23 protein-coding genes and 1 pseudogene are annotated in these 19,447 nt (G+C 48.5%); 2 read left to right on the forward strand and 22 right to left on the reverse strand.

All coding sequences use genetic code 11. The features are described 5' to 3' along the window. Positions 1 to 31 precede the first annotated feature (31 nt). From WGC32_RS12670 to WGC32_RS12720, 11 genes are all read right to left on the reverse strand, one after another. Positions 32 to 1,111, reverse strand: a complete 1,080-nt coding sequence (locus tag WGC32_RS12670; RefSeq protein WP_342682393.1) for a G5 domain-containing protein — start codon at positions 1,109 to 1,111, stop codon at positions 32 to 34. 302 nt (positions 1,112 to 1,413) lie between these two features. Next, positions 1,414 to 1,995: a hypothetical protein gene (locus tag WGC32_RS12675; protein ID WP_342682395.1), complete on the reverse strand. Its 582-nt coding sequence runs from the start codon at positions 1,993 to 1,995 to the stop codon at positions 1,414 to 1,416. A 705-nt stretch (positions 1,996 to 2,700) separates the two neighbouring features. Continuing rightward, positions 2,701 to 3,912, reverse strand: coding sequence for a tyrosine-type recombinase/integrase (locus WGC32_RS12680; protein ID WP_002576318.1), 1,212 nt, complete (start codon positions 3,910 to 3,912; stop codon positions 2,701 to 2,703). Positions 3,913 to 4,057: 145 nt separating this feature from the next. Continuing rightward, positions 4,058 to 5,269 carry a tyrosine-type recombinase/integrase gene (locus WGC32_RS12685; RefSeq protein WP_002576319.1) on the reverse strand — a complete coding sequence of 404 codons (1,212 nt, stop codon included), beginning with the start codon at positions 5,267 to 5,269 and terminating at the stop codon, positions 4,058 to 4,060. 84 nt (positions 5,270 to 5,353) lie between these two features. Next, entirely contained in the window at positions 5,354 to 5,584 is a 231-nt protein-coding gene (locus WGC32_RS12690; protein ID WP_002576320.1) for a hypothetical protein, read from the reverse strand. Between the two features lie 476 nt (positions 5,585 to 6,060). Next, complete coding sequence (locus WGC32_RS12695; RefSeq protein WP_002576321.1) at positions 6,061 to 6,531, reverse strand: RNA polymerase subunit sigma-73; 471 nt, start codon at positions 6,529 to 6,531, stop codon at positions 6,061 to 6,063. 166 nt (positions 6,532 to 6,697) lie between these two features. Further along, complete coding sequence (gene bcrD, locus WGC32_RS12700; RefSeq protein ID WP_002576322.1) at positions 6,698 to 7,525, reverse strand: bacitracin resistance undecaprenyl-diphosphatase BcrD; 828 nt, start codon at positions 7,523 to 7,525, stop codon at positions 6,698 to 6,700. Then, a complete protein-coding gene (locus WGC32_RS12705) occupies positions 7,525 to 8,274 on the reverse strand; it encodes an ABC transporter permease (protein WP_002576323.1) in 750 nt (249 codons plus the stop codon). The genes bcrD and WGC32_RS12705 overlap by 1 nt, the downstream gene beginning before the upstream one ends. After that, complete coding sequence (gene bcrA, locus WGC32_RS12710; protein ID WP_002576324.1) at positions 8,267 to 9,184, reverse strand: bacitracin ABC transporter ATP-binding protein BcrA; 918 nt, start codon at positions 9,182 to 9,184, stop codon at positions 8,267 to 8,269. Before bcrA ends, WGC32_RS12705 begins: the two co-directional genes overlap by 8 nt. A 180-nt stretch (positions 9,185 to 9,364) precedes the next feature. Next, positions 9,365 to 9,979 (reverse strand): bacitracin resistance transcriptional activator BcrR, encoded by a 615-nt coding sequence (gene bcrR / locus WGC32_RS12715; RefSeq protein WP_342682413.1) that lies wholly within the window; start codon positions 9,977 to 9,979, stop codon positions 9,365 to 9,367. Beyond that, a complete protein-coding gene (locus tag WGC32_RS12720; RefSeq protein WP_009246557.1) occupies positions 9,969 to 10,166 on the reverse strand; it encodes a helix-turn-helix domain-containing protein in 198 nt (65 codons plus the stop codon). The genes bcrR and WGC32_RS12720 overlap by 11 nt, the downstream gene beginning before the upstream one ends. A gap of 159 nt (positions 10,167 to 10,325) precedes the next feature. Between WGC32_RS12720 and WGC32_RS12725 the strand changes: the two genes are divergently transcribed. Then, positions 10,326 to 10,685 carry a helix-turn-helix domain-containing protein gene (locus WGC32_RS12725; protein ID WP_425330774.1) on the forward strand — a complete coding sequence of 120 codons (360 nt, stop codon included), beginning with the start codon at positions 10,326 to 10,328 and terminating at the stop codon, positions 10,683 to 10,685. Positions 10,686 to 10,765: 80 nt separating this feature from the next. Here WGC32_RS12725 and WGC32_RS12730 read toward each other — a convergent pair whose 3' ends face one another. The 6 genes from WGC32_RS12730 to WGC32_RS12755 all read right to left on the reverse strand — a co-directional run bounded on the left by WGC32_RS12730 (position 10,766) and on the right by WGC32_RS12755 (position 15,165). Beyond that, positions 10,766 to 11,062, reverse strand: coding sequence for a hypothetical protein (locus tag WGC32_RS12730; protein WP_002576327.1), 297 nt, complete (start codon positions 11,060 to 11,062; stop codon positions 10,766 to 10,768). 284 nt (positions 11,063 to 11,346) lie between these two features. Next, positions 11,347 to 12,762 carry a relaxase/mobilization nuclease domain-containing protein gene (locus WGC32_RS12735; RefSeq protein WP_002578499.1) on the reverse strand — a complete coding sequence of 472 codons (1,416 nt, stop codon included), beginning with the start codon at positions 12,760 to 12,762 and terminating at the stop codon, positions 11,347 to 11,349. Between the two features lie 55 nt (positions 12,763 to 12,817). Next, a complete protein-coding gene (locus WGC32_RS12740) occupies positions 12,818 to 13,150 on the reverse strand; it encodes a hypothetical protein (RefSeq protein ID WP_002578498.1) in 333 nt (110 codons plus the stop codon). Further along, the gene (locus tag WGC32_RS12745; protein WP_002578497.1) at positions 13,147 to 14,001 is read right to left on the reverse strand and encodes a nucleotidyl transferase AbiEii/AbiGii toxin family protein; all 855 of its coding nucleotides are present in this window, start codon (positions 13,999 to 14,001) and stop codon (positions 13,147 to 13,149) included. The genes WGC32_RS12740 and WGC32_RS12745 overlap by 4 nt, the downstream gene beginning before the upstream one ends. Beyond that, positions 13,998 to 14,591, reverse strand: coding sequence for a type IV toxin-antitoxin system AbiEi family antitoxin domain-containing protein (locus WGC32_RS12750; RefSeq protein WP_002578496.1), 594 nt, complete (start codon positions 14,589 to 14,591; stop codon positions 13,998 to 14,000). The genes WGC32_RS12745 and WGC32_RS12750 overlap by 4 nt, the downstream gene beginning before the upstream one ends. A gap of 136 nt (positions 14,592 to 14,727) precedes the next feature. Then, positions 14,728 to 15,165: a hypothetical protein gene (locus tag WGC32_RS12755; RefSeq protein ID WP_002578495.1), complete on the reverse strand. Its 438-nt coding sequence runs from the start codon at positions 15,163 to 15,165 to the stop codon at positions 14,728 to 14,730. A gap of 120 nt (positions 15,166 to 15,285) precedes the next feature. Here WGC32_RS12755 and WGC32_RS12760 point away from each other — a divergent pair, with 120 nt between their 5' ends. Then, the gene (locus WGC32_RS12760; protein ID WP_002578494.1) at positions 15,286 to 15,525 is read left to right on the forward strand and encodes a helix-turn-helix domain-containing protein; all 240 of its coding nucleotides are present in this window, start codon (positions 15,286 to 15,288) and stop codon (positions 15,523 to 15,525) included. A gap of 33 nt (positions 15,526 to 15,558) precedes the next feature. On the opposite strand, the gene WGC32_RS12765 is transcribed toward WGC32_RS12760, so the two are convergent. From WGC32_RS12765 to WGC32_RS12785, 5 genes and pseudogenes are all read right to left on the reverse strand, one after another. Next, complete coding sequence (locus tag WGC32_RS12765; RefSeq protein ID WP_002578493.1) at positions 15,559 to 15,870, reverse strand: CD1845 family protein; 312 nt, start codon at positions 15,868 to 15,870, stop codon at positions 15,559 to 15,561. Next, a complete protein-coding gene (locus WGC32_RS12770; RefSeq protein WP_002578492.1) occupies positions 15,867 to 16,172 on the reverse strand; it encodes a hypothetical protein in 306 nt (101 codons plus the stop codon). Before WGC32_RS12770 ends, WGC32_RS12765 begins: the two co-directional genes overlap by 4 nt. Before the next feature lie 152 nt (positions 16,173 to 16,324). Continuing rightward, a complete protein-coding gene (locus WGC32_RS12775) occupies positions 16,325 to 16,669 on the reverse strand; it encodes a plasmid mobilization protein (protein WP_002578491.1) in 345 nt (114 codons plus the stop codon). Continuing rightward, on the reverse strand, positions 16,666 to 17,472 hold the full coding sequence (locus WGC32_RS12780; RefSeq protein ID WP_002578490.1) for a DUF3848 domain-containing protein: 807 nt from the start codon (positions 17,470 to 17,472) through the stop codon (positions 16,666 to 16,668). Before WGC32_RS12780 ends, WGC32_RS12775 begins: the two co-directional genes overlap by 4 nt. A gap of 1 nt (position 17,473) precedes the next feature. Beyond that, a pseudogene (locus WGC32_RS12785) lies at positions 17,474 to 19,333 on the reverse strand (helicase-related protein); the annotation flags it as partial. Positions 19,334 to 19,447 lie beyond the last annotated feature (114 nt).

Genomic DNA, 19,447 nt, shown 5'->3' on the forward strand with positions numbered 1-19,447 from the left:
CGCGCATTACGCGCGGGCTTTTTTTATGTGGTCAGCCGGCTTCCTCCGGGGCGGCGTCCTCCTGGGCGGGGGTTTCCAACACATAGATGTCCACCGTCCGCTTGCCGAAGAGGCAGCTTTCCAGATAGGTGTTAAAGAACAGGTCCACGTCGATGATGCCATCCATGATGGCGGTACCGGTGTCCGCCGCCACCGCGTAGCCGTAGACAAAGCTGCCGTCGGAGGAGACGATGTAAAGCCGGCTGCCGTAGGGGATCACTTCCGGGTCCACCGCCACCGTCCCCTCCACCGCCATCAGGCCGCTGGCGGTCCAGGCGCCGGGCGGGGCGGAGTAGGCGGTGGCCACCGCCCCGGTCATGACCCATTGGTATTCCAAGGGCTGTCCCCAGGCGTCGGTGGCCACCGGGGTGGAGGACACCGGCACGTCGGCGCCCACCATGGCGGTCTGGGCCACCGGTTGGAGGGTCACTTCCTCCCCGGTCTTTTCCCGGGATTGAAGGGCCCCGTCCACCCAGGTCTCTTCATAGGTGCAAACCCTTTCCCCAGGGGCGCCCTGACGGGTCACCCGGACCGTTCCCGGGGCGAGGAGGGGGGTGGCCTTCTCCACCGTCTCAAAGGGGATTTCCTCGGCGACCTCCACCGTTTTGGTTTCCACCCGCTGGACCTGGATGTTTGTCCCCTGTTCCAGCGGGGTCTGGGGCTGGGGGGTGACCAGATCCTGGTCTTCCAGCGTAACCCCCGCCTCCTCCAGGGCGTCGGCCACATCGCCGCCGGTCATCTGTAGCTGCTGGACCTGCCCGTCCGCTTCCACCGAGACGGGGAAGGCCCGCTGGATCTCGATTTGAGGGGTGCTTTCCCCGCCAAAGCCGGTAAAGCTCACCTGGTCCACCGGCAGGGTTTGGATTCCTTCGTCCTGAAGGATTTCGGCGGGGTGGTTCCGCAGGGTGACGGCGAGGCGGATTTCCTCCCCATCGCAAATATAGACAGCGTTGGTCCGCAGGGTGAGGGCGTAGAGCACACAGCAAAAAACCACGGAAAAGAGAGAGAGGGCGCAGAGCCGCCCCCGGGCAAAGGCCCAGGCCTTCCGCATCTTTTGGGTTATTCGGTCCATATCATTCTCCTTTGGCTTAGATTCATCGGCCCCCAGGTTTGCGGGGTCCATTTTCTATTTTTACCAGATTAGCTGCCATTATATGCAAGCTTCCAGTTTTTGTCAAATATAAGCCAAAGAATGAAAAAACCCAGGTTCTGTCAACCTGGGTCGAAGGGCTTGGAAAAGTTTGTGCAGTTGTGAAAAAAGTTTCCCACCGGCGAGGCGGGCCCCTGTTACGGATGGAAAAATTGAAAAAAACCGTCCAAAAGGGCCGGGGCGCCGCAAAGGGCATCGCAAGGGAAAGAAAAGAGGAACGCGGCCTAGGAAAAGAGGAAGCCCACCAGGAGAGCGGCTCCGCAGATGAAGAAGAGGCCAAAGCGGGGCCGCCTGGACAAGGCGAAGTGGCGGGGATTGTTTGGGTTGAGATAGATGGGGTACTGGTTGCCCGCCGCGAATTTTTTCAGGAAGGGGGACTTGAGGAAAGCAAGCCAGGTCCGCTTATCCAAGCTCGCCCGCTGATAGGAAACGTCGTCCACCTGGTAGAGGAAGACAGCGGAACCATAGCAGAGGCCGCTCTTTCTCATTCCATAGGTGGAGACATCCAGAAACTGCCCCTGCCAGGGGACGGTGCATTTCAGCCGTTTGTAAAAGTTGACCAGGTCAATCGACACAAAGGCGATCCCGATAAAAAAGAAACTGAGGCGGGTGAGGAGCGGCTGGGGGATGTCAAGCAGGGGCAACAGCCATATCACACCCCCGAAGAGCAGCAGAAAGACGCCGCTGTAAAGAGCGATCCGGGGCGAATGGGCCCGGCGGGTCACCGCAAGGATGAGGCAGACCAGCCCGCATAGGGCCAAGATAAAGCCCAGCACCGCGATATCAGAACCGAAAAATCTATCCACGAAAAGACCCCTTTCTCATAGAATACGGGCGAGGTTGTTGCGGTTTTGTGATGCCCGGTGCCGGGGAAAGCTCCGCCGCCCTGCTGTTTGGGCGGGAATGTCCCGTCATCAGGGCTCCCGGCCCCGCGGCGGATCCCCGCGGTTGGACACCGCAACAAGCCGCGGATGGACGCTGTCAGTGACCTATTCGCGGGCTACGCGGCCAAGGTCTTGAATAAAACTTGGGGCGCGTCATGCTCGCCGCTAGGCGCGCCTGCAAAAAAACAGGCTCCGCAGAGAGGGAGCCTGTTTCCATGTCCATGTGTAATTATCTCTTGGAGAACTGGGGAGCGCGGCGGGCACAGCGCCGACGGCGCAAAAGGATGTCCCCACCGCCTCGCCCCGGAAGGGGCCCAGCTACCGCCGGGGGATATCGCGCTGATGTTTCAATCGCAACATAGTTGCGGGCGTCGCGGCAAAGTCTCGAATAAAACCCAGGGCGCGGTTTGCTCGCCGCTAGGCGCGCCCATAAAAAAACAGGCTCCGTAAAGAGGGAGCCTGTTTCCATGTCCATGTGTAATTATCTCTTGGAGAACTGGGGAGCGCGACGAGCGGCTTTGAGGCCGTATTTCAATCGTCTGAGCGATGATTTTCCTTGATATTCCGGGCTTTTTTGAGCCTCGGCCCCTCGGTTGTCCTATTCCTTAACCAAAAAACAGGCCACTTTTACGAGGGGACAGCTTGATGAAATGCAGAATTTACTACATCGAATAGCTGTTCTGGTTTATTATACTTTACTCTTGCATAGATGTCCATAGTTGTCTTGCTGTTCTCATGTCCGGCAAGGTACTGGACCGTCTTGGGGTCAACACCTGCATACAGAAGATTGGTGATGTAGGTATGCCGCAGCAGGTGCGGTGTCACATCGAAGTCCAGGCTATACACAATGTTGGGATTGTTTTTCTGATGTCCTCCCAGACTCGGCTGAACAGTGTACTTGATGCTCTGTCCGTTCACATACTTATAATAGGTACGCTCCTTGGTAGACCGAACAACGATGTACTGCCAGACACGTTTGAACTGCGAATATGACAAGGGCTGTCCCTCACTATCGGCAATCACATATTCCGATTTGGAGGCAGCCTTGGCTTCCCGCAGACAATTCACAAGGCATTTGGGAATGGGAATATCCCTTCTTGCTGCTTTCGTCTTAAGCGTTGTAGAGATAACCGGTCTGTTATGCTCTGATCGCCATGCGCGCCGCACAGAGATATATGGAGTGGGTGCATCGAGGAACACACAATCCCATTGCAAGGCGAGAGCTTCTTCTCGGCGCAGACCGGCATATAAGCCGATCATGGTAAACAGATACGGCGGAAGTCCTTTGACGGTTTCCAGCAGCACTTCCACCTGCTGGTCTGTCAGCGAATCTTTCTTTTGGGTCGGTTTCCCTCCTTTTGCCGAAATCCCCTCACACGGATTGTATTCCAGCAACTGGCTCCGCTCTGCCGAGTAAAAAATGCACTTGAGGAGCATATTCACCGTATTGTGCAGGCTCTCGGACTTATTGGACAATGGGATCAGCGCCAGACGAATATCATCCGCTGTTACTTCCTCCATATACATATCTCCCAAAGGCTTGATAATGTAGTTCTTCATATTGGAGGCGTAGCCCTTCAGTGTAGCCGGCGACACTTTTGCGGATTGCATCAACAGCCACTTCTCACAATACTCGGCCACAGTAGGATGCTCCCGGTGGAAGATGATCTCCGCTACCTGGCGTCTCGCCTCCTGCTCTTTATCGTACAGTTCCTCGCAGGTAGTCCCATACAAGCTCACCTGCTTGCCGTCTGCGTCCAGAATCCGGGTTCTGTAATACAGGACACCCTTTCGTGTGACGGTTCCATATTGAGGTATGTTTTTTTTCTTCTTTGCCATAATTAATTTCCTTTCTCGCGTGGTGATGTATCTACACCTCCTTTTTATCAGAGATTTCAAATTGAATCAAAGATACGGCCAAGGAAAAACTAAGAGCGAGACATCCTTGTCTCGCTCTTACTTCATTTTCTGAATTGTTCGGAACTTACACAGCGTCCCATAAGTCAAAGGCACAGCCCATTGCTTTGACAAGATCATCCGGCCTGTTGTATTTGACCTTTGCGTAAATGTCCATCGTGATTTTGCTGCTTTCATGGCCCGCCAAATATTGTACCGTTTTGGGGTCCACCGAAGAATGAATCAGATTGGTGATGTAGGTGTGCCGCAGCTGATGCGGTGTCACTTCAAAATCCAGGCTATATACCACATGGCCGTTATTCCTGGCTTTTTCTCCAAGTTTCGGGTAAAGCATATATTTTACATACTTTCCGTCCACAAGTTTTCTGGCCATTCTCGGCTTTGCAGTCCGCGTCACAATATACTGCCACAGCCGCTTAAACTGTGTATAGGATAGCGGATCACCGTCCCGATTGGCAATCACATAATCCGAAGTGGATTTTTTCTTTGCATCTTTCAGACATTCAACCAGACAGACCGGGAGAGGAATGTTTCTTTGTGCCGCTTTGGTCTTTAGCTCGGTAAGAATGACCGGCCTGTTATGTTCTGTGTGCCATGCCCGCCGTACCGTTAAGTACGGAGCCTCTGCATCCAGATACACAGAATCCCATTGCAGCGCCAGGATTTCTTCCCGGCGCAGACCGGCATATAAACCGATCATCACAAATACATAGGGCGGCAAATCCCGGATCGTGTCCAAAAGCCGCTCAACCTGTTCATCCGTCAATGCCTGTCTTTCTTCCTGGGGAACTCCTCCCTTTGCATCCAGGTATATGGTCGGGTCCTCGTCAATCACATGGCTCTCCTTGGCCGCCCGGAAAATGGACTTGCAGAGAATCACCACAGACTTATAAACCGAAGCCGACTTCTTGGAAACAGGTACGAGGGCAAGTTGGATGTCATCCAGGGATACATCAGCCATTCTCTTGTCTCCCAGCCCTCCAATAATGTGCCGCCGCACCTTAGAGGTATAATCTGTCAAGGTGGTGGCCCGAACATGGACGGACTGCATCAGCAGCCACTTCTCACAGTACTCAGCAACCGTAGGCGATCTTCGACGAAACGTAGTACTGTCAATCTGCTCTAACGCCTCCAGTTCCTTGTCATAAAGCTTTTCGGGCGTCTTTGCATAAAGCGCCACTCTGTTTCCATCCGAATCTTCGACTCTGGTTCTATAATATTCAATGCCGTTAAGCACGACCGTACCATATTGAGGAATTGCCCTTTTTCTTTTTGCCAATTCCGTCACCTCCTAAGAATAATGTCCAGCGCTGTACCTTTGTTTTATCAGACATATTAGGTTCCAGCAAGGATACGGAACAGCTCAAGCTCGGACACTTCGCAGCTTGCGGTATGTAGCGCTTTTTTCCACTGGCTTTGCACGATGGGTGCATTTTGCGATATACTCCTGAAGGCCAGCATCTGTAAAGTACACGCAACCATTTTGCACATACTGAACATAGGAAATTAGCCCACTGTTTCGAGCTGCATCCAAAGTGGCAATGCTAATCCCCAGTAATTTGGCAGCCTCTTTCCGCGAAATCAATTTTTCCATAGGTGGTCCCCCTTTCTGTCAAAGATGTGGTTGTTGCTTTCAAAATCACATGAATGCGCTGGCAACCGAAGCTGCCAGCGCATGGTATCTGACTTTGAAAAATTTACTCGCCACATTTGCCACGCACCCCTGGCGATGGGGACATTCCGGTCTCCGCTGGCGCGGCTGTCATAACTCCACAGCGTCGTTTTACTCGTGCGCCGCAGAGTTCCCCCCAAGTCTTTAGGAGGCCGTGAGGAAGTATCTTTAACCCCTATGCAGTCATCGCGCCCTGAAATGCCACTTTCGGGTATCAGGCTGACGTGGATCGCTCGGAACAGTCCTATTCATCACCTCCTGGGGCTGTCCATCTTCGCGGCGTGCCTGATTCGCTCGTACATAGGTTATGTACCGGAAATGCCGTCTATGAAATTGTCAAGCTCCACATTGGGAGAATGTTCTTCCCTCAATGGGTAGGCACTGATACGCTTCATTTGTTAAGTGTTATTCAAAAATTTTTTTATTTTTTTAAATCTTTGTGCAACAGCACTTCTGGAACAATGCCAAAGACGTGCTACATCAATTTGACGATAACCATCCACAAAAAGTAATGTCAATAGCTCCAAATCTTTCTTCGACAGCTTCTTCAATCTCAACAGTAGTTGTTCGTTTTCCACCGAAGCCAACCATCCATATCGCGTTTGATCAATCTTATCAACATCCCATTGATAAGATAACGATGCAAACTTTCGGAACAGCTGTGATTGACCACATACTTCATCATATTGTTCACAAGGTATTGGTTGCGTATGGTTTTGAAAAACCCTTTGACTGCAAAACCATGCCCAGTCATATTCTTTCATGGCAGCAATCTGTTCTTCGCTCATCCCTGCATCACAATACTCAACTTCTAAACGCTTCCATCTACTATCAAACTTCTTTTTCTCATATCCATAATTAAATCCCATTATTAACCTCCTGTAGATTCAATTTGCAAAATTCACCATGCAAACTAAAATCAGGAGGAGATCGACAACGAGAATCTCTGGGTTGTTTTCCATCCCCAGAAACAAAAATGCCAGCTGATCTTAAGGACCAACTGGCATTTTATTCGCGCACAAAGAAAACGCATTATTAAGATTTTATAAGTACAACAAGTATACCAAGCACAATTCGATACCAACCAAACACCTTAAAATCATGTTTTTTGATAAAGTTCATTAGGAATTTAATTACTAAGACAGATACCGCAAATGCCACAGCCATACCGAGAACAAGAGCGAGCAGTTCTGCACTTGTAAATTCAAACCCGAATTTTAACAGCTTAAAAGCACTTGCTCCAAGCATAGTAGGTACTGCGAGGAAAAAAGTAAACTCTGCTGCTGCCACTCGTGAAACTCCTATGAGTAAAGCACCTATAATCGTTGCTCCCGACCGTGATGTGCCGGGTATAAGTGATAACACTTGAAATGCCCCTATCAAGATTGCTGTTTTATAGCTGATGTCAGAAAGTGCCATAGTAGTAGGAGTACGCTTTTTATTCCAATTTTCTATGAGAATGAATAACAAACCATAAAAGATTAACATGATTGAAATCACAATGGGGGTTTGGAGGTAAGCATCCAAATAATCATCAAATAGAATCCCCATAATAGCTGACGGTACACAAGCTACCGCAACCTTGAACCACAACGAGAAAGTATCCTTTTTAACAATTGACTGTGCTTTGTTCTTAAATTGAAAGGGAAACATCTTGTTCCAAAACATTACAACCACTGCGAGTATAGCTCCAAGTTGAATAACAACAAAAAACATTTCTTTAAATGCTTCGCTCATATTAAGTGTGATAAATTCGTCCACAAGAATCATATGTCCTGTGCTGCTGATAGGTAGCCACTCAGTAATACCCTCAACAATTCCAAGAAAAATAACTTTTAAAATTTCTATAAAATCAAGTACCATTATTTCAAATCCTCCTTTTTAAAATGATGAAAGGTCATAAGAAAACCAACTGCTGATACAAGAATAATAATAGATACAGACAGCAGTGTAGGATAGCCGGTACTCTGAAGTTTACCCTGCACCAAGAAATAGGTGGCTGTCCACGGATACAACGCTCCCCATTCTTGATTTGAAAGTGCGGCACTTCCCATGACAATCACGGCAGAGCCAATCATCGGGGCGACAAATCCTTTTGTTTTCATAGCAACAAACACAAAAGGAGAAACTGTTAAAAACATCAGGATACTGCCAAACAAAAACTTGGGGAGCCATACTATTGCCACTAGTAAGCTATATCCCTCCAATGTAAAGACAGCGTCATATAGCCCACAAACGATAAATATACCTGCCCATGTTACAAGGGTTAGCATAACAATCCAAAGAAGCAGGGTGCAAAATTTTCCAATTAATAGTTTTGTCCTTGAAATGGGTATGGGCAATATGGTTTTGAGGGTGCTTTCTGTGTACTCTCTGCTAAACAAGTAAGCTGCAATTGCCACATATATCATAATGTTTACCAGCAGCATGATATACAGTACACTGTCGCTGTATATGTCAGACAAGGTAAAGATAATCTCCGGCTTATCAAAATGTGTTTGCAAGGCTTCTATTAACATCAAAAGTGGGGTAGATAATACCCCTGCCACACTAATTAGCACCATTTTTGAACGCTTTAGTTTTAATAATTCACAAGAAATAAGATTAAGCAATACCGCCACCTCCAATCAGTTTAGAAAAGTAGTCCTCTAAGTTTTCCTCACTATCATTTATCCTTGTCACGAGCAGTCCATTTCGTGCAAATTCTCGATTGATTTCTCCAACACTTTGGCTAAAGTCATAAATTCTCACCGTACCGTCCTGCACTGTAAAATCCGTCATGTGGTAGTGGTTTTCTAAAATCTTTCCGGCTATCTCACTGTCAGATAAATCAAATTGAATGTATTTTCGATTCCTTTTGTGAAGCTCGGATATATTCACTTCCTCTACTAAATGCCCCTCGTGCATAACGCCGATAATATCTGCTATCTGTTCAATCTCGCTTAAAACATGGCTTGAGATAAAAATGGTAATGCCATGATTGTGACTAAGTTCAGATAAAAATGAGCGTATTTCAACTATTCCAATGGGGTCAAGTCCGTTAATCGGTTCGTCAAGTATTAAAAGCTCCGGCTCGTGCATAATGGCGGCGGCAATACCAAGCCGTTGCTTCATTCCGAGGGAATAATCGGAAAAGACTTTTCTTTTCTCCTTATGCAGCCCCACAACTTCAAGAGCTTTTTCTACTCCACTTTTAGATACTCCCCCTCGCAGTTTAGCGAGAATTTGCAAATTCTCATACCCTGTTAAATTACTGTAAAATCCCGGTGTTTCGATAATAGAGCCTACTTTGCTATAAAGGGTATGGATATTTTCCTTATAGTTTGTGCCAAACAAGCGTACCGTTCCCTCCGTTGGGAAAGCAAGCTGCAACATCATTTTCATTGCTGTGGTTTTGCCTGCTCCGTTTCTGCCGAGCAAACCATAAATTTTGCCCTTTGGCACATGAAGATTTACCTTATCGACAACGGTGGCTGTTCCGTATCGCTTCGTAAGATTTTCTGTTTCAATGATATAATCCATATTTGATTCTCCTTTCCGTGGGTTGCTGTTCTTGTTTTCGCTGACCACAATCTTATTATCCACGAGTATTGCATAGAAGCCAAGAAATCTACCGTCACAATGCCGACACAATAGATGTCAGCACGAAAAAAGCTCCGACACTTATCGTGTCAGAGCCTATTTTAAAGGGTTTATGGCATTTTACTTTGTTTGGGTTTGCTTTATCCAGACAAATATTTTAGCAACAAATAGCAGAAACATAAGGGCGGTTACATAGGGTTGTCTTGCCACAGCGAAGAAGCAGATAAAAAGCGTACTCAGCACGAGAGAGCATTTTGTGATTATGTTGCTCCATGATTCCTTTTCAAAACAAACACACATCAGTTTCGCTATCCCAAGTGCAATCAAAACAATAAAAACAATCCAATAGATTGCAAGATATATTGGGGTAGTGTCTGTAAATGAAAGTAGATTGACAGAATAAATATATCCGTCAACAAGGTTACCATACAACGGCAAAAGTATAAAAGTAACCGCCATCATATCTAATATTCCATAAATGAAACTGTAAATTTTTTTCAAGTTGGAACGATTTTCAGTTTCGGCAAGTGTAATCAGTTCTTCGCCCGATAGCAGTTCATCTATGGTCACAGAAAAGAATTTAGAAATACACTTGAGCGACTCAATGTTAGGGTAACCCTTGCCGCTTTCCCATTTTGAAATGGCTGTTCTTGATACATATAATTGCTCCGCAAGTTGTTCCTGCGTTAAGTTCTTTCCAGTCCTAAGCTGTTGTAGCTTTTCATTAAATTCCATGATTCTCCTCCTGTTTGTTCCTTGTTTTCATACGTCCATCAACGGGTTTTTCTGCATCTTTTGGTATCATCCATGCACGACCAAATTTTTCAGTTCCGTCAATGCGATTTTCCTCACATAATTTTTGTATCCGTCTTTCCGATATGCCCCATTTTTCAGAAGCGGCTTTCACAGAAATGTAATTCATAATATCAACTTCCTTTCGCAAAGAGTATATAATTATTATATACGGAATGACGAATAATAGCAAGTTTCTCTCCACTAATACGAAATTATACACTACTAAACATAAAATCATACTTCGTTCAAATATCATCACCCGAAATGTACAATGATATAGGATGATATTAAAATGTACCAAGATGAAAGAAAACTTGATTTTAAGCCGTTAGGTATAGCGATAAAAAAAGCTCGGGAAGCAAAAGGGTGGACACAGGAATATCTTGCCCAACTGGTGGACCTTACGCCACGCTCTATTATGTATATAGAGAACAGGGGGCAGCACCCAAGGCTTAACAAATTTTATCTCATTACTACCTTGCTTGACATCTCTGTAGACCAGTTCTTTTTTCCATGCAATGAAGATGGCGACAACAATCGCCGCAAACAAGTTGATGTACTGTTGAATGATATGGAAGAAAAGGAGCTTATCGTGATGGAAGCTACGGCTCAAGGCTTGAAAAAGGCAAGAGAAACTGCGGAATAATTAACGCTGTTTTCGTAAGCCAAGCCAACTGAAAAAAGTGCGACACCTACACAGGCTATCGCACTTTTTAGGTTATTTTTTTATTCTCCACACAAATCATAAAGCTGTTCACATCGGTTTTGAATATCTAAGATTTCTGTTTCGGTTAAACTCCTGCGGTTATGAGTAAGTTGTTGCTCTAAAAAATCACGATAGCCATCAAGTAAGGCATCCCGTAAAAGCTCGGGGGCTTTGCAATGTTCCACACCAAACCATTGCTCATCTTTTTCATCCCAAATCATAACGGTGTATCCTCGCTTAGTGTTCACCACCTCCAAAACACTATCTTTATTTAGGTAATCGTTGAATACTTCTAAAACCTTTTCAAAGGTCATCATTTTATCAGCCCTTTCATATTTTAGGTGCTTATATGTAAGTAGTTTATATACTTATTACGACTATGATAATAAAAGTAAATCATCGTGTAAAGGATACGGATATTGTTTGCGAACAAAAGTGGCAAGCAATGCCGGTGTTAATACACTCGGCCCACAGAGGGAAAAATCCTGACGTGATTTCCCCCTCTGCTTTGCTTGTTGAGGGCAGCGCCCCCAAGCCCCTTTGAACGCAGAATTTCATTCTGCGGCTACGCGTCCGATGGACGCTTATGACCATGACCGGCTTACCGCTGGCCGTGGTCTTTTTCTTGTTCTTTTTTCTGTTCCTCATCCATTTTCAGCAGCCGATCCACATTGGCCTTTGCCGTCAAAAGTTCCCGCATTTCCTCACGGGAACGCCGGTACTCGGCGTAGGTTTTCTTCTTTTCCTCCAGCAGTTTGGCATACTCAGATTGCAGGTCTTTGACCTTGGGCAGCTTCTTCACTCCCATCTCATCAAAGGCATTTTTTGCCGCCTGATGGAGCAGAATTTCTTGCTCATGTTCCTCCCGAAATTTTCGGGAATAACCGGCCTTGCGATAGGCAACATAGGTCTCGCGGGTCTTGGCATAATTAACGATATGGGTACGCAGGACGGCGATCTCTGCCATGCGTTTCTCCGTCGCCTTAATCTGCGCTGACAGCTCATTGTGATGGGCGGTAGCCGCCACCGCTTTTTCTTCCAGCTCTGTATAGTCCAGTAGGTGATGTTCGGTAAGAAAATTCACGGTCTGCGCCATCTGTTTTAAGTTAAAAACCTTGGCCCAGCGTGCATATCCAGCACCTTTCCCGGCCTGCAATTTTGCCTGAATATCCACCAGCAAATTGACCTTGGGTGGCTCCGGCTGCACGGTGGATTTCTTGCGGGGCGTGTGCTGCTTTTCTCCAGCCAGCACCGCACGGATTTCTGTTTCGCTGTACCCGGCTCCCAGCTTGTCATCCATACGGGCTACATTCTTCCAGCCGGGAGCTTTAAGGCGGATTGCTTTCCCGCGCCGAGATACCTCGCAGCCCATCTCGGAAAGCAGTTGCAGAAGTGTGTCAAAGTCTGCTGGCTTTTGCTCCAGCGCCCGGTCAATCATCACCCGTAGCTGTTCCCGATGGGAGGGCTTGGCTTGTTCGCCCAGCCACTTGTTGTAGCTTTTTCCGTGGGGCTTGGGGTTCTCCACAATGGATAGTCCGTTCTCGATACAAATGGTGTCACTTAAACGTCGAACAGCTCTGGTGCTTCCCCAAAAGTTACGGAACTTCCGGTCACAATCCATATTGACCGCCGACCAGATGATGTGATTATGAATATGCGATTTGTCGATGTGGGTGCAGACCACAAAGGAATGATTGCCTTTGGTGAACCGCCTGGCAAATTCTATGCCCAGCCGGTTGGCTTCCTCCGGTGTGATCTCTCCGGGCCTGAACGACTGGCGCACATGGTAGGCGATCACATCATCTGTACCGCGCACTCGTCCGGTGGCGGCAATATACTGCCGCTTTGCCAACAGAAACTCTGCATCAGCAGTGCGGCTGTCACATCCATAGCTGGTAATCAATTTTCCGTTGTCGGTCTTTTGGGGATTTGCCACATAGTCAATAATATCGCTGATGGCACGGCTCTCAGTCCGACCCTTGCCGATATGCAGCGGCATGATGCGTGTGGTTGCCATAAGGGAGACCTCCTTTCCAAAAAAGAAACGGCCTGCATGGTGCAGACCGCTTTTGTTATTCTATTAAATCGTCCTCATCGAGAAAATCAAAATTGTCCTCGATGTCCTCTAACCGCTTCGGAGGAAACCTCATCTCGTATTGTTCTTTTGCCAGCGCACGAACTTCCCGGCGCTTATCTTTCATTCGGTTCTTCAGCCAGGAAATCTGCTCCTTTGATAATCTCCATGGGAGATTCAGCAAGCGGTTTATTGTCATTTGCTCCGCTTGCTTCTCCGGCGGCAAAGAAGCACAGGATTTACAGACGTGCGCCGCATGACCTTTGCCGGAAAATTTTTCATTAGCCTTATATTCTCCGCAGACTTTACAATAATGGCCGTGCTTCTTCATAGGCTCGATTCCTTTTCACTGAGAGCGTATAAACTGCGCACCGCCCCCATGATGATGTTCCACTCCAGATCTGCCGCATAGGAAAATTTTTTGCGGTACGATTCCCAAAGTTTCTGCATAACCGAGCTGTTCTCCACTTCCTCAAAAACTTCGGCAGCTTCTGCAAGATGTCGTTCTGTCCCGCGTTTGTGAGCAGTGGCCCGCAGCGCATCATGGAGAATCTGAGGGTCCAATGTATTCCCATGCAGCTGTTCCAGAATATAAATGTCATAGAAATCTCTCATGCGGGTGTTGGTGGTAGTTCTGGTAATGATCGTTTCCAGCTTTTCGGCCAGAACCGTTTCCAGATTGTACGCCCAAATATCAATGGAGCGATCTTCCAGCATCAGCTTGAAAGAGTAGCGGATCTCCCTGGGGGTAATGGCATCCCCTGTGGAAATGTCAATCTTCAAAGGCGTCACCACACCGTCAAAGGTTGTAGTCATATTTACGCGAATCCCCGGATATTCCGCCTCATCCATAATCTCCGAAATACTTTTCAGCTGGAATTTGACGCCATCATCAAGCGGGACACTCACAATAGCGGAAATCAAATTCTCTATGTCCTCCACATTGACATTGGCTCCTTTTACAGTAGCGTCCAAATCCATCGTGGAACGGGCATCCAGACCAACCATAGCCGCTACCAGCATACCGCCTTTCAGAATAAATTTGTCACGATATTCAGAAAGGGAGATACGCTCCAGAAAACGCTCCATCATGTAGTTCCGCATCAAGAGCTGGGCGTCCGCAGATTTTTTTCTGGAAAGATTGCGGATCAGATCCTTCAACTGCCTTGCTGTTTTTATCATAAAAGCACCTCCAAATACTGCCGCAGAATTTTTTCTACCCGGAACATACCGGCATACCGCATCAATGTCCGCAGGTCTTTGTCTTTTCTTCTGGCATACATCTTTAATGCCCCTTGAAAAGTCTGCATCTCCATGTTGTTCCTGCTGCGGAGCAGGTCGCAGATGGTGCGCTCCAGGTCATAGACAGGAACTGTATGCCCAAATGGTGTCTGAGCCGTTGTCAGGCCCACCCCATGCAGTTCCGCCTTAATGGTGAATACCTGTACGCCCTCTGCTTTCAGCTTGGAGGGATTATATCCGGTCTTGACTGTGACCGTATATTCCAGCGGCTCGCGGTCTGTCAGATCGTGAAAAAATAAAGCTGTCTCATGGGAAAACACTGCCTGTTCGACCCGCAGATGAAGTAAGTACATGGCATCGACCCAGGCATCCTTGGAAAGATAAATTCCATGCGCGACCCGCTCCAATTCCCGTGAGTGCACATAATCATAAAAAACAGGCTTAGAAATACCAGCAGATACTACTTGAGCTGTTCGCAGCATCCCATCCTGTGTTTCCAGCAGCTGATCCAGCTGTTCAAATTGTCCCACCGTACCACTTCCTTTCACACTAATATTATAAGCAATATTAGTTCAAAAGTAAAGTGATGAAAATTCGGCATAATTTTACCGACAGCTTAACGTTCAACAGTTTTGGAAATATGAAGTGGCAGCAAAATAGACAACCTCAGCTGCCCATTTCATCACGATATGAAATAATCTGCTTCTTTTTCTGTTTGGCACACCGTAACGTTGTGGCTGCTCCGCCCCAATCATGGAGAACATAGGCCACCACTACATCGGCGGACTCTACCATCCAGCGATTTCTATGAGAAATCGAAAAACGGCGCGGTACGTTTTCCAGCGGTGGATACACGGTACTGTCATAGCCAGAAACATCCCGGCCAGTGTTCAAATATGCCAATACAAGAACCAGCTCGATTTGCGGATACTTTTTCTTTTGTTCCCGTAAAATAGACGCTGCTAAACTGTCGAACTCTCCATATCCTCCAAGATAAAAAGTTGTTGCTCCTTGCTCAATTAGGTCTTGTGTTACATTGCGAAGCCAATTCGCAATATTGTCTGCCTTTGTGATTTGCGAATGGCCACAAAAAGTTACGTTCATACGATGGCACCCCTATTACCATCATACTGCAAATAGCTCTATTAGTACAGGTACAGGGACCAATTTTAGCAAAACTGCCCATATACTAAATATAGTACAGTCACAGGGGCGGTGTATAGAATGAAGCTAAACGAGGCGGTAAGCAAACGTCTGTTAGAATTACTAGATGAAAGAAAAATGACACAATATCAACTGTATATGAAAAGCGGTGTTCCCAAGTCTACGATTGGAAATGTCATCAACTGCTCGTATGATTCGGTTAAGCTACGGATCATTCATGAGATGTGCCAAGGAATGGGGATTGGGATAGATACCTTTTTTGCATCGCCGCTTTTTCAAGAAGATAACCTAGAACCATAAAACCTCCGACGAAATTCGTCGGAGGTTTTCATATTATCCATAAACCAAATCTTGAATGATAAACTTCAAGTCCTGTACCTTGCCCAGTAGCCAGATTGCAGCCATTGGCAAACCATAGGGACTAATGAGAAATGCTATCACCAGCAGGATAATGCCGTTTTGCAAGGAGTAAGTAATCAGAACTGCCACACCCAGCAGGGCAACCACCATGCTGATAAGCCCCAGCACCAAACCGGAGACATAGACAATCCCCACACAAATCCAGACGAACAGGGTCAGCGACAGAATCACCGGAGCCATTAAAATCTTCAACGGCAGTTTCAGAATGAACCAGATCGCCCTCATTTTTCTTCCTCCTTCCATCGTTCCCGAAAGCTCTGACAGAGAATTTCTGCCTGTCTTTCATCTTCTTCCGTCACTTCTCGGCATCCTTTGGTTAGCCGCAGTTCCTCATAGCTGCGATAATCAGATAACAGCACCTCGAATAGTTCGTCCGGTGTCCGGCTGAGAAGTCCATCCACACAGTAGCGGGAATCTCCATTCCATGTGACGCGGAGATAACCTTCTCGACAAGGGAGGACTTCTTCCTCTAGATCACAGTCCAAATACTCACGAAAAATCTCCAACACCTTCTCAAAGGTTTTCATCTATTCTCAACTCCTTTGCGGCAATCTGTTTTCTACCCATATTATCCTTCCAACATTTCAAAAAGACAAGGATATGGGCAAAAGAAAAAACGGAGGAAGGCGCGGCGAAAAGAACGCCGTTCCTCCCTCCGCAGTTGGGGCATATATCCCTGTTACGAAAGCCTGGAAAGCTGGGTTAGGATTTCTTTCACGCCCTCCCATAACTGCTCCTGCCGTTGGGCTATATCCTCCAGGTCAGCATCATAAATCCGCCCCGTTTCATGTACCCGTCGGGTGAGCTGGTTCAGGTTATTGCTGCTTCGGCGCAACAGGGATACCAGTTCCTTCAGCTCCGGCAAGTCCAGCTGTACCACATAGCCGTCCACAGCCATCTTCCGCAGATAGGCGCTCAGGTTTTTTGTTCCGAACTGTGCCATTTTCTGCTGGATCGCTTCCATCTCCGCATCGGAAACCCAAAACAGGACCGGCACATCCCGTTTACGCTTTTTGGCGCTCATCGTTCCGGCTCCTGTTTCTTCGATAAAGCAGGCTTGTGGGTGGTAGGCTCCTGTTTGAGCTTTTGCAAGACAGAGCCTTTCTCCGGTTCCTGAAGCGTTTTTCGTGCCTGCCGTGTAAACAGATCGGTCAGACCAAGATTGACCTCATCCACAACCAGATAAGCACAGTGGCGCGAAGTGCCGCTGTCCTCCGGCATGGGAATGGTCTTTGCCCAGGCTTTGTTGTCACGGGAAACGCGACCGTCGCTGTCCTTATGCTGGATGGTGTTGGCAAGGATGAACTGTACTCGTTCCGACCCGAACTTTTCCAGCACCGCCTTAACCGCAGACTCCGTATCCAGTCGGTTATCCGCATAGTGGGCGCTGATGGCGTGTTCAATGGCCTCTTTACAGTCAAAGTTTGCCTGATAAGAGCGGTTATATTGTGCCATCTCCCCATGCTGGGACGCATAGGCGGCAGAATGGAGATAGAGAGGGATGGACCGCTGTTCTTCCAAAACCTTACACACATCATCCGCTCGGTTTTCAATGCTGTCCCGGATCACATCCATGTAGCCGGTCTCCAGCTTCTCAAAGTGACGGTACACATCGGCCAGCGGTGTAGGCGAATCCAAAAGCGCCTGGGCCTGGGCATCGGTCAGCTCCAAGTCCTCCATCGCCATCACAATGTCCTCCCGGACGGTGTACTCATAGGTATGGTGCAGGATTTCCTCCGGGGGCTGGCTTTTCAGCCAGTCCCGGTATTTGTCCTGTTCAGCGGCCATCTTCTCATAAAGGGCCGTATTCAGATCGTTGGTATTCATGTTATCGCACCTCCTCATGTTGTTTCGGTTTCTTTTCAGGGCTACGGGGTGGCACCGGGCGCTTCAAGCTGTCCAGCACCGAAGGCCGTGCGCTCTTGGCAACCACAGTTTCCGGCTGGGCATGGCCCTTGCCGTCAATGTTCAGCAGCGTGTCCAGTTCCACCAGACGGGCGGACTTGACTCGCAGATCATCCTCAAAGGGAAACGGCTTTCCGATTTCCTCTTTGGCTGCGGCCTGCTGTTGGTAAAGGTTGTCCAGCTGGTTTTTCACGGCTTCCAAACGCTGAGGCATTTGAGCCAGTGCATTGTCGATACGGGTGAGGTTTCCGCGCGGGTCTGTGCCGAGGCTTGCCCGGTGGGTCATCTGGCCTTTCAACAGGAGCGTATATTCCTGTTTCCAAGCGGAAAACTCCACGGACATAGTAAAGCCCCGATAGCTGCCGATCTGCACCGGTTCGGAGCCTTTGACCTCCTTACAGGCGTCTAGCAAGGCTGCACCGGCGTTTTCTTTGTCAGTCAGCACATCGCCCCGGATCTCCATTCCAGCAAAGCCATCCTCCGGGTGAGGATGGGCGGCCAGGGTCTCCAGATCCGCTTCAAAGCCTTTAATAAACCCCTTGTTAGTTTCGATTTCCTGGGGGAAGTATTTGAGCAACTGATCCTCCAGGCGGTACTGCTTGCTCTGATGGTCAGCTTTCATCAGCTTCAGACGCGCAACCTCCACATCCAAATCCATGCGCTCCTTGATACGGGGGTCTCCGGCGCACAGGGCCTTGATCTCGGCAAAGGACAGCGCCGTTTCGTCCACATCATCGCAGGAGCGGACCGGGCTTTTGCTGGTCATGATTTGCGAAATGAATTTCTGTTTGTTCTCCACCGTCTGCCACAGGTAGGCATCGAAAGTTCCCTCGGTAACATAGCGGTACACATGGACCAGCGGATTCTGGTTGCCCTGGCGCTCGATACGGCCCTTGCGCTGGGCAAGGTCTCCCGGACGCCACGGACAATCCAGGTCATGGAGCGCCACAAGCCGGTCCTGCACATTGGTGCCAGCGCCCATTTTGGAGGTGCTGCCCAGCAGGACGCGCACCTGCCCAGTGCGAACCTTGGAAAACAGTTCTTTCTTCTGCACCTCGGTCTTGGCTTCGTGGATAAAAGCAATCTGCTCGGCGGGCATTCCCTGGGCGATGAGCTTCTGGCGGATGTCCTCATAGATGGTAAAGGCAGGCTCAGGCTCATCCAACGGCACAGCCTGTTCCAGCGCATGAAGTGTGGGATTATCCAGCTGTTTGGCTGCCTTTTTGGAGGGGGCTGCCTGGGGCGTGGAAATGTCGCAGAATACCAGCTGGGTCAGCTTGTCAGCCTCGCCGTCCCGCCAGATCTGCATGATATTACCCACACACTGATTGACCTTGGTGCCGGGTTCATCCGGCAGCAGCTGGTTGATGATACGCTGGTCCAGACCCAGCTTGCGGCCATCGCCGGTAATCTTGAGCATATTGTCCTCTGAGGGGTCAACGCTGCCGCTGTGTACCCTGGAGGCGCGCTCGGAGAGAACCTGCACCATCTCTTTTTGGTGTTCAGTAGGCTGGGCCACGATGTTGTGGTATTCCACCTCCGGGGTGGGCAAGTTCAGCTGATCGGCGGTTTTGATGTCGGCAACTTCACGGAACAAGTTCATCAGCTCCGGGAGGTTGAAAAACTTGCTGAATCTCGTTCTTGCCCGGTAGCCGGTGCCTTCCGGTGCCAGCTCCAGCGCCGTGACGGTTTCTCCGAAGCGGCTGGCCCAGCAGTCGAAGTGGGTCATGTTCAGCTCTTGCAGGCGGTCATACTGGAGATACCGCTGCATGGTGTAAAGTTCATAAGGTAGGAAACGCCACGCCATACTTCCTTTCGTCCGTGGTCTTGGCGTAACCCCCTCCAGAACCGTGCTTACACCTCTCGATGTACACGGCTCGCCATCTTTCATAGTTTA

It is taken from the genome of Zongyangia acetica (assembly GCF_038739695.1).
Classification (GTDB): Bacteria; Bacillota; Clostridia; order Oscillospirales; family Ruminococcaceae; genus Zongyangia; species Zongyangia gallinarum.

Coding starts and splice junctions, on each gene's coding strand:
- WGC32_RS12670 (WP_342682393.1), bottom strand. CDS start 1,111: ATGGACCGAATAACCCAAAAGATGCGGAAGGCCTGGGCCTTTGCCCGG.
- WGC32_RS12680 (WP_002576318.1), bottom strand. CDS start 3,912: ATGGCAAAGAAGAAAAAAAACATACCTCAATATGGAACCGTCACACGA.
- WGC32_RS12690 (WP_002576320.1), bottom strand. CDS start 5,584: ATGGAAAAATTGATTTCGCGGAAAGAGGCTGCCAAATTACTGGGGATT.
- WGC32_RS12695 (WP_002576321.1), bottom strand. CDS start 6,531: ATGGGATTTAATTATGGATATGAGAAAAAGAAGTTTGATAGTAGATGG.
- bcrD (WP_002576322.1), bottom strand. CDS start 7,525: ATGGTACTTGATTTTATAGAAATTTTAAAAGTTATTTTTCTTGGAATT.
- bcrA (WP_002576324.1), bottom strand. CDS start 9,184: ATGGATTATATCATTGAAACAGAAAATCTTACGAAGCGATACGGAACA.
- bcrR (WP_342682413.1), bottom strand. CDS start 9,979: ATGGAATTTAATGAAAAGCTACAACAGCTTAGGACTGGAAAGAACTTA.
- WGC32_RS12720 (WP_009246557.1), bottom strand. CDS start 10,166: ATGAATTACATTTCTGTGAAAGCCGCTTCTGAAAAATGGGGCATATCG.
- WGC32_RS12730 (WP_002576327.1), bottom strand. CDS start 11,062: ATGATGACCTTTGAAAAGGTTTTAGAAGTATTCAACGATTACCTAAAT.
- WGC32_RS12735 (WP_002578499.1), bottom strand. CDS start 12,762: ATGGCAACCACACGCATCATGCCGCTGCATATCGGCAAGGGTCGGACT.
- WGC32_RS12740 (WP_002578498.1), bottom strand. CDS start 13,150: ATGAAGAAGCACGGCCATTATTGTAAAGTCTGCGGAGAATATAAGGCT.
- WGC32_RS12745 (WP_002578497.1), bottom strand. CDS start 14,001: ATGATAAAAACAGCAAGGCAGTTGAAGGATCTGATCCGCAATCTTTCC.
- WGC32_RS12755 (WP_002578495.1), bottom strand. CDS start 15,165: ATGAACGTAACTTTTTGTGGCCATTCGCAAATCACAAAGGCAGACAAT.
- WGC32_RS12760 (WP_002578494.1), top strand. CDS start 15,286: ATGAAGCTAAACGAGGCGGTAAGCAAACGTCTGTTAGAATTACTAGAT.
- WGC32_RS12765 (WP_002578493.1), bottom strand. CDS start 15,870: ATGAGGGCGATCTGGTTCATTCTGAAACTGCCGTTGAAGATTTTAATG.
- WGC32_RS12770 (WP_002578492.1), bottom strand. CDS start 16,172: ATGAAAACCTTTGAGAAGGTGTTGGAGATTTTTCGTGAGTATTTGGAC.
- WGC32_RS12775 (WP_002578491.1), bottom strand. CDS start 16,669: ATGAGCGCCAAAAAGCGTAAACGGGATGTGCCGGTCCTGTTTTGGGTT.
- WGC32_RS12780 (WP_002578490.1), bottom strand. CDS start 17,472: ATGAATACCAACGATCTGAATACGGCCCTTTATGAGAAGATGGCCGCT.